The sequence below is a fragment of the Helicobacter sp. T3_23-1059 genome (assembly GCF_053654515.1).
Genome location: NZ_JBSIUV010000094.1, coordinates 1 through 3,749 on the forward strand (window position 1 = coordinate 1; position 3,749 = coordinate 3,749).

At 31.2% G+C, this 3,749-nt stretch carries 5 protein-coding genes; 4 read left to right on the forward strand and 1 reads right to left on the reverse strand.

Annotation, left to right across the window (positions count from 1 at the left end; all coding sequences use genetic code 11):
• Nucleotides 1-9 precede the first annotated feature (9 nt).
• The 4 genes from ACWIX0_RS12935 to ACWIX0_RS12950 are packed head-to-tail and all read left to right on the forward strand — an operon-like array spanning nt 10 to nt 3,537.
• A complete protein-coding gene (locus ACWIX0_RS12935) occupies nt 10-636 on the forward strand; it encodes a hypothetical protein (RefSeq protein ID WP_454174397.1) in 627 nt (208 codons plus the stop codon).
• Nucleotides 626-2,089 (forward strand): GlsB/YeaQ/YmgE family stress response membrane protein, encoded by a 1,464-nt coding sequence (locus ACWIX0_RS12940; RefSeq protein ID WP_454174398.1) that lies wholly within the window; start codon nt 626-628, stop codon nt 2,087-2,089. The genes ACWIX0_RS12935 and ACWIX0_RS12940 overlap by 11 nt, the downstream gene beginning before the upstream one ends.
• The gene (locus tag ACWIX0_RS12945; protein WP_454174399.1) at nt 2,061-2,747 is read left to right on the forward strand and encodes an N-acetylmuramoyl-L-alanine amidase family protein; all 687 of its coding nucleotides are present in this window, start codon (nt 2,061-2,063) and stop codon (nt 2,745-2,747) included. The genes ACWIX0_RS12940 and ACWIX0_RS12945 overlap by 29 nt, the downstream gene beginning before the upstream one ends.
• Before the next feature lie 10 nt (nt 2,748-2,757).
• Nucleotides 2,758-3,537 carry a hypothetical protein gene (locus ACWIX0_RS12950; protein ID WP_454174400.1) on the forward strand — a complete coding sequence of 260 codons (780 nt, stop codon included), beginning with the start codon at nt 2,758-2,760 and terminating at the stop codon, nt 3,535-3,537.
• Nucleotides 3,538-3,544: 7 nt separating this feature from the next.
• On the opposite strand, the gene ACWIX0_RS12955 is transcribed toward ACWIX0_RS12950, so the two are convergent.
• Nucleotides 3,545-3,749: hypothetical protein (locus ACWIX0_RS12955; RefSeq protein ID WP_454174401.1), on the reverse strand; the 205-nt coding region annotated here is incomplete at its 5' end.

The window sequence follows — 3,749 nt, forward strand, 5'->3', positions numbered from 1 at the left end:
GATTGACAAATGGATGAGGATATTATTTGGCAACTAAAGCGTAAAAGCAATGTAGGCTATTTTATTACCATATTGCATCTAGTATTTTTCTCTTATATTTTAGGTTGGTGGTTTCCTATAGGAATAATAGAAAACCTTATCAATCGTGATTTAGAGACTATTACTATGGCGTTGGCATTGTTAGTTTTATTATTTATTGCACTAATGCCAATTCATAGACTGTTTAGATTATTAAATCAAAAAAATATATATATGACAAAAAACAATTTAATTTTTGAAAAGTATTTAGGTAAAACAAAAAAAATATCCCTAGCAGAGCCACTATACATATATATAGATTTGCCTTTTTGGACTGGTGCTATGATTTTTGGAGGAAGTTCGGAGGTCAAGTTTTATAAAATGAGATTGAATGATAGATTTCCTTTTGGAAATGTAGTATCTTTTATTGAAGTTTGGGGAGGAACAAATATTGATGAGATTTATCCATATTTATTGCCTATGATTGAAAAATGTCTTTTAAATGCGGATAAAAATGATTTTTTGATATACAAAATAGACTTACAGCAAGACGAACTATATCCAAAAATAAATTGGGATAAAATAGATAAATTAAGGGGCAAACAAAATGACAAATGATACACAATCACAATCTGCTTATGGTGTTTTAGAATTTTGTGTTTGCAAACAACAATCTATACAAAACCGTAATGATTTTGGTAGTGTAGGCACATTGATAAATTACTCAATAGTTGTGGCTGGGGCAGGCTCCAGTGAGCTATTGTTGGAATATATGAAAAAACAGAGAGTTGCAAAAGAAGTAACAACTTTTTACAAATATAAACTTGTAGGTAATGTTGGTATTTTTTCTTATTTGTTTAAGAAAGTAGAGGGCAAAGATGATGAAAGAGCTATACAAGAAACCATATTTGAATCTAGTGTGTCTTACGCTTTTAGCAAAATTGGCAAAAGTATTGGTATATCTGCAAAACAAGTAGCTAAAAAATCAGCCACAAAAGCAGGTATATCCATCGCTAGTAGAATCCTAGCTGGGAATGCCACAGGAGCTACTATTGGCACTAGTTTTCCTATTGTTGGCACGATTGTAGGTGCTGTGGTGGGGGCTTTTATCGCAGGGTTTGCAGAGGATTGGTATTTTGACGAAGGTGTATTTGAGGATAAGGGCAAAAAACAAAAACTAGATGAGCAACAAGCACGAGATACACTTTGTGAAATCTATATAAACAAACTAAACCTTATCAAAGACTATCTTTTGCGAAATAACTATATTGAATTGAGAGTGCTTACAGAGTCTGAATCAGAGGAACTCTGCAAACACTTAAGCAATCCAAATGAAAACTATTTCAAATCAATCCTTATAATGCAAAGTTTCCCCAAATATTTGGATAGGAATAAGGCATTTTATGAATCATTAAAGCAAAACCCACAAAAAACAAAAGAGATAAAAATCACCCCCATAAAAGATGCAAATCTAATTACAATAGAGATTAAAAAATGCTTTGATACTAGCAGGGGTGAAGTCATAAAAAATAAACAAGTATATATGTATAATGAAAAATTTCAAAGAGTAGTAGCAAAGGGCAATATAGATTCTAAGGGATATTTCAAAGCACAAAATGTTGGTGTGGATAAAAAATACACAATCGATAAATTGAGTTTTATAGTAGATAGAGATAATTTTAGCGAGGATAATTTTGATATAAGCATAAGGCAATATGCGCCCATAATAAATGTGCAAAAACATCACAAACAAACCAAGACACTATCATTACCCAAATTAAGTTTTAGTTTTCGTGCTCCACAAAACAAATTACAATGCAACTATGAAGTAGAGAGTTTAAAAATACACAAATATCAAAATCGTATTACCATTATTCCACAAACTAATGCTAAAGATATTGGATATAAACGATATATAAACCTTGCATATATGGTATTTGACATAGCTGATACTCATATAGATTCTAGCACAAATGAAATAACTTTAGAAAATCGATTGACAAGCGGACTTAATTATTTGGGTGATGGATTGCAAACGCAATTTGGCACAAAAAAAAGAATGGAAAAATAAAATAGTAGCTTTTTTTGCGTATTTTAACAATCAAAAAACTACGCCATTTCAAGTGCTATCGTTTGTAGAAAAACCTATATTGATTTTAGACGCTGGACACGGTGGCACAGATGGTGGAGCAGTTTCGCCTAATTACAATCAAGATAAAATCAAAGAGAGCGAATTAAATTTAGATATAGTTAAACATATAGATAGACTACTTACTGCCCTAAAAAATCACAAATTAAATGTAGTGCTAACAAGAAATATGGACAAAAAAGTAGCATTAGATAATAGAGTAAATATTGCAGAAAATATTTATCGCTATACTCAAAGCAAAAAAATGTTATTTTTGTCTATTCATATAAATAGTGCTAACAATACTACTGCAAAAGGCTTAAAATGCTACTATAATAAAAGTAATTATGCAAAAGATGAGGAAAGATTTATAGATATTTTAGAACATATTATTGATAAGCGCAAAGATAGCAATCTTATCGCCCAACAATTTAAAAATACTGAAAATTTTAGAGTTATTAAAAAAATTACCAATATGCCTTCAGTCTTAGTAGAATGTGGATTTTTATCCAATCCAAAAGAGAGACAACTGCTTAACACAAAAGCATATAGAACAAAAATAGCTGGTATTTTATATAGTGCTATTGTAGAATATTTTTAGGGTATTTGTTATGAAAAATATTTTTCTTGCCATCATTTTTGCGCTTTTTAGCGCAAATCTAAATGCAGATTCGCACATAGATTTAGCGAATCAAAGCGCAGATTCAATCACAAATATCAAAGAAGCGAATCCAAAAATTCCACACAAACTCACAAATGATTTATTGCAAACGATTTTATCAAATCTCATAAACGCGAACAAACAAACCCAAAATAATTATCTGCTAAAAATTCAACATTACAAAGCACAAAGCGACAAAAAATTTAATCGCCTCATAAAAGCCTTTGAAATATTGCAAAGTAATGATACAAAACAAGCAAAAATCTTAAAATATCAAATTCTTGAATGCGATAAAAAATTTTTAGAATATGCACCTTATGATGAAATCCCTTGCACAAAAGAGGGGCAATTAGATATTGGCGAACCATTTGAATTAGAGCAGTATGAGCTTTTTTATAGCGCGATTGATTGGCTTAGCGTAGCATTGGCAAATCTCACGCTAGGCTGGGACAAAACAAAAGAGCGTAATTTTCGCAATGCTTTTGAGTATATAGAGGGTCAAATAAACCTTGAATTAGGCAATGGTTCAAAGCCTTATGCGCTTTCATTGGCTATGTATCTTTATGTCGTTATTTTATGGGATTTATCTAGCGATGAATCAAGTGGCGATTCAAAGCCTAAAAACGCAGTTTTAACTAGAGGGATAAAAGATGGCAAAGTCCTCTTTGACAAATACGGCAAAATGTTAAGCTCAAATGACTATGAATTTTTAGTGGGATATTTTAAGTGAGATGTTTTTATTGTATTGTCATTATACAAATATAGTATAATCTATCAAAAATGACGATATTACTCAATGCCACGAGCAATAGTTCATTATTTTCTACTAGAGAGGTAAAAATGTCAGATTCTACTACCAAAAACCAAGTATTGCACCCCACCTCATTCCTATCCCTAACCATACAAAGCAATAACAGCAATGCAAACAATGCAAGCAACAAT

Coding starts and splice junctions, on each gene's coding strand:
- ACWIX0_RS12950 (WP_454174400.1), top strand. CDS start 2,758: ATGAAAAATATTTTTCTTGCCATCATTTTTGCGCTTTTTAGCGCAAAT.
- ACWIX0_RS12940 (WP_454174398.1), top strand. CDS start 626: ATGACAAATGATACACAATCACAATCTGCTTATGGTGTTTTAGAATTT.
- ACWIX0_RS12935 (WP_454174397.1), top strand. CDS start 10: ATGGATGAGGATATTATTTGGCAACTAAAGCGTAAAAGCAATGTAGGC.